Annotated in this window: 3 protein-coding genes; 1 reads left to right on the top strand and 2 read right to left on the bottom strand. The window is 69.8% G+C overall.

Translation table 11 applies throughout. The features are described from left to right. Positions 1 to 546: 546 nt before the first annotated feature. Together lepA and GVL05_RS19640 are read right to left on the bottom strand one after the other, a co-directional pair. Positions 547 to 2,394, bottom strand: a complete 1,848-nt coding sequence (gene lepA, locus GVL05_RS19645) for a translation elongation factor 4 (protein WP_123292544.1) — start codon at positions 2,392 to 2,394, stop codon at positions 547 to 549. Between the two features lie 279 nt (positions 2,395 to 2,673). After that, positions 2,674 to 3,840, bottom strand: coding sequence for a pyridoxal phosphate-dependent aminotransferase (locus tag GVL05_RS19640; protein WP_159574230.1), 1,167 nt, complete (start codon positions 3,838 to 3,840; stop codon positions 2,674 to 2,676). A 200-nt stretch (positions 3,841 to 4,040) separates the two neighbouring features. Between GVL05_RS19640 and rpsT the strand changes: the two genes are divergently transcribed. Then, a complete protein-coding gene (rpsT, locus tag GVL05_RS19635; protein ID WP_111085752.1) occupies positions 4,041 to 4,301 on the top strand; it encodes a 30S ribosomal protein S20 in 261 nt (86 codons plus the stop codon). The last annotated feature ends 80 nt before the right edge of the window (positions 4,302 to 4,381 follow it).

Raw genomic sequence — 4,381 nt, 5'->3', positions numbered from 1 at the left:
ATCTACACGCGTAAGATCGTCGGCAGCGTCAGATGTGTATAAGAGACAGGCCCCGCTCCACCCCCGCGCCCTGGCGGTCCGTCGACCGTCGGACCACGACGCTCGCCGCGCTCACGCTCGTCGCCTTCGGCGCCGCCGCACTCGCGCGTGTCCTCGTCGACGCGACGACGGCGAGCATCGGCTCGTCGACGCGGTACGTCGCCACGCCGGCCGCGCAGTGGGACACCTTCGACACCGCGAACGCGATCGCCGCGGTCGGTGCGTGCTGCGCCGGAGCCGGGGTCCTGCTGTTCGGCGCCAGCCTCGTGTCCGCCGTGCGGCGGCACCGGGCCACGCGGATGCCGCAGTGGCTCGGCGCCGTGACGATCGCCCTGGCCCTCGGCGCCGTCGTATCCGGGATCGCCGCGACCCAGCAGACGGACTTCGGTGCGGCCGCCGGGCTGGTCATCCTGCGGACCGCACTGGCGGGACTGGCCGCCGCGAGCCTCCCGGCCCTCTGCCTGGCCGTGCTGCGGGCGCGGGCCGCTCGGACCCGCTGACCCGTCGCTACTTCTTCTTCTCTTCCACGTCGCCGGAGAGCGCTGCGATGAAGGCTTCCTGCGGGACCTCGACCCGACCGATGGTCTTCATGCGCTTCTTGCCCTCCTTCTGCTTCTCGAGGAGCTTGCGCTTGCGGGTGATGTCACCGCCGTAGCACTTCGCCAGGACGTCCTTGCGCATCGCGCGGATGCTCTCGCGGGCGATGATCCGCGCGCCGATGGCCGCCTGGATCGGGACCTCGAACTGCTGGCGCGGGATGAGCTTGCGCAGCCGCTCGGTCATCAGCGTGCCGTAGGCGTAGGCCTTGTCGCGGTGCACGATCGCGCTGAACGCGTCGACCTGGTCGCCCTGCAGCAGGATGTCGACCTTGACGAGGTCGGCCGCCTGGTCGCCGATGGGCTCGTAGTCGAGCGAGGCGTAGCCCTGCGTCTTGCTCTTCAGCTGGTCGAAGAAGTCGAACACGATCTCGCCGAGGGGCATCTCGTAGCGGATCTCGACGCGGTCCTCGCCGAGGTACTCCATGCCGAGCAACGAGCCGCGACGCGACTGGCACAGCTCCATGATCGCGCCGACGTAGTCCTTCGGGGCGAGGATCGCCGCGCGGACCATGGGCTCGCGGACCTCGACGATGCGGCCGCCGGGGAACTCGGACGGGTTCGTGACCTCGGTCACGGAGTTGTCCTCGTTCGTGACCTCGTAGATCACGCTCGGCGCGGTCGTGATGAGGTCGAGGCCGAACTCGCGCGAGAGCCGCTCGGTGATGATCTCGAGGTGCAGCAGGCCGAGGAACCCGCAGCGGAAGCCGAAGCCGAGCGCAACGGACGTTTCGGGCTCGTAGACCAGGGCCGCGTCGGAGAGCTTGAGCTTGTCGAGCGCGTCGCGGAGGTCCGGGTAGTCCGACCCGTCGATCGGGTACAGGCCCGAGAACACCATCGGCTTCGGGTCCGTGTAGCCGGGCAGGGCCTCGGTCGCGGGCTTCTGCGCGCTCGTGACGGTGTCGCCGACCTTGGACTGGCGGACGTCCTTCACGCCGGTGATCAGGTAGCCGACCTCGCCGACGGAGAGCCCCTTCGTCGGGATCGGCTCGGGGCTCGACACCCCGATCTCGAGGATCTCGTGCGTCGACTTGGTCGACATCATCTGGACCTTCTCGCGCGGCTTGATCGAGCCGTCGATCATCCGGATGTACGTGACGACGCCGCGGTAGCTGTCGTAGACCGAGTCGAAGATCATCGCGCGGGGCGCGGCCTCGACGTCGCCGACCGGTGCCGGCACACGCCGGACCACCAGGTCGAGGAGCTCGGGGACGCCGACGCCGGTCTTGCCCGAGACGCGCAGGACGTCCTCCGGCTTGCCGCCGATCAGCTGCGCGAGCTCGGCCGCGTACTTCTCGGGTTCGGCTGCCGGCAGGTCGATCTTGTTGAGGACCGGGATGATCTCGAGGTCGTTCTCGAGCGCCAGGTACAGGTTCGCCAGCGTCTGCGCCTCGATGCCCTGGGCGGCGTCGACGAGCAGGATCGCGCCCTCGCACGCCGCCAGGGAACGGGAGACCTCGTACGAGAAGTCGACGTGCCCGGGGGTGTCGATCATGTTGAGCGCGAAGGTCTCACCGTCGAGCTCCCACGGCATGCGGACGGCCTGCGACTTGATCGTGATGCCGCGCTCGCGCTCGATGTCCATGCGGTCGAGGTACTGCGCGCGCATCGCGCGCTCCTCGACGACGCCGGTCATCTGCAGCATGCGGTCGGCCAGCGTGGACTTGCCGTGGTCGATGTGCGCGATGATGCAGAAGTTGCGGATCGCGCCGGCCGGGGTCGCGGCGGGCTCGAGCGGAGCGGATGCTTGTGGGCTCACGGTTCCTCAGGTGGGTCGGACGGTCGGCCCAGTCTCCCATGCTTCACCCGCTCTGGAGGCACGGCGCGGCTGCGCGGGTCCATGCGACGCGCGCTTGGTGCGCCCTCGCGCCGGCGTGCTGGCCCCGCACGGTGCAAGGTCGGCGGGCCCGTGCGCGGTTGACCGCCCCGTGACCGGATGCTGCGCGGCACGGGGCGAGCATCCTCGCACCAGGTGGAGGACTGCGCACCGTGCGCTGTCGCGCCGACCGGCACCGGGCCTCCTGGCCGCGATCGCCCGTCAGACGGAGGCGTGCGCCGGCGCCGGCAACGCGCCCAGGCCGCGCCGCAGGTCGTCGGGGGTGGCGGCCAGGCAGACGCGGATCCAGCCCTCGCCGGTGCGGCCGAACGCGCTGCCGGGCGCGACCGCGACGGCCTCGCGCTGCAGGAGGCCGAGCGCCCACGCCGCGACGTCGCCGTCCGAGGCGTGCGACACGTCGACCCAGAGGTAGAAGGCGCCGCGCGGGTCGAGGTACCGGATGCCGGCGGCGTCGAGGACCTCCTTCGCGACCTCGAGGTTCGCCCGGTAGTGCTCGCGGGCGTCGCGGACCGCGGAGTGGTCCCCCACGATCCCCGCCAGCGCCGCGTACTGGTCGGGTTCGGCGACGCAGCTGATCATCGCCTCCTGCGTGGTGCGCATCGTCGGCCCGAGACCCTTCGGCGTGACGAGGTACCCCACCCGGACGCCCGTCATGGCGTAGGTCTTGCTCAGCGAGAACGCGGAGAACACCCGGTCGTCCTCGTCGAGCGCAGCCAGGCTGACGTGGCGGGTGCCGTAGGTGAAGTACTCGTAGACCTCGTCGCTGATCACCCACAGGTCGTGCCGCTTCGCGAAGGAGAGCAGCGCGCGGAGGGTGTCCTCGCCGAACACCGAGCCGAGCGGGTTCGACGGCGAGTTCACCACGAGCACACGGGTGCGCTCGGTGACGCTCGCCTCGAGTGCCTCGAGGTCGGGTTCGAACCCGTGCTGCGGTTCGAGCCGGTACGGCACTGGCGTGGCCCCGAGGATGTGCGCGTTCATCGTGAAGGTCGTGTAACCAGGATCCGGCACCAGGACCTCGTCGCCGGGACTCAGCGTCAGCGTCATCGCCTGGAACAGGGCCTGCGTCGCACCGATCGTCATCCAGATCTGTTCGAGGTCGGCCTCGATGCGGTTCTCGCGGCGGAGCTTGTCGCGGATCGCCTCGCGCAGGGGTGCGATGCCGCCGTTCGGCGTGTAGTCGGTACGGTCCTCGGTCCACGCGCGACGGGCCGCGTCACCGATGTGCGGTGCCACGGGCACGTCCGGTTCGCCGATCACGAGCATCGTGACCGGGGTGCCGGCGGACTGCAGCAGCGCTGCCTGCTCGAAGACCCTCCGGATGCCAGAGGCGGGCACGGTGTCGATCCGAGGAGCGAGGGATGGCATGCCCGACACCGTATCCGGTGCGTGTTGCCGCGAGATCACGCCGATCCGGCGGTGTTTCGTGCTTTGGTGGCGGGCCGTTCGCCTGGTAATGTTGGTGGCTGGCTTGCGCGTTCCCCGCCCACGGGTGGAACGCGATGCGACCGAGGGCCCCTCTACCCCGCGGTCGCGCCCACCCGTACGAGACGAAGCAGGAGCTACACATGGCGAACATCAAGTCGCAGATCAAGCGCATCAAGACCAACCTCAAGGCCACCGAGCGCAACAAGGCCTACAAGTCGGAGCTGAAGACGTTCATCCGTCACACCAACGACGCCGTTGCCGCTGGCGACAAGGACAAGGCCGTTGCCGCCCTGGCCACCGCGTCGAAGAAGCTCGACAAGGCCGTGAGCAAGGGTGTCATCCACCGCAACCAGGCCGCGAACCGCAAGTCGGCCATCGCGAAGAAGGTTGCGTCGCTCTGATCTCCTGAGCGCCGCACGAAGGCCCCGCACCGAACGGTGTGGGGCCTTCGTCGTGTGCGGGGGTGGGGCGTGGGCGGCGG

The organism is Curtobacterium sp. 18060 (genome assembly GCF_902706105.1).
Taxonomy (GTDB): Bacteria; Actinomycetota; Actinomycetes; order Actinomycetales; family Microbacteriaceae; genus Curtobacterium.
This window is presented reverse-complemented; position numbering and strand designations above follow the sequence as displayed.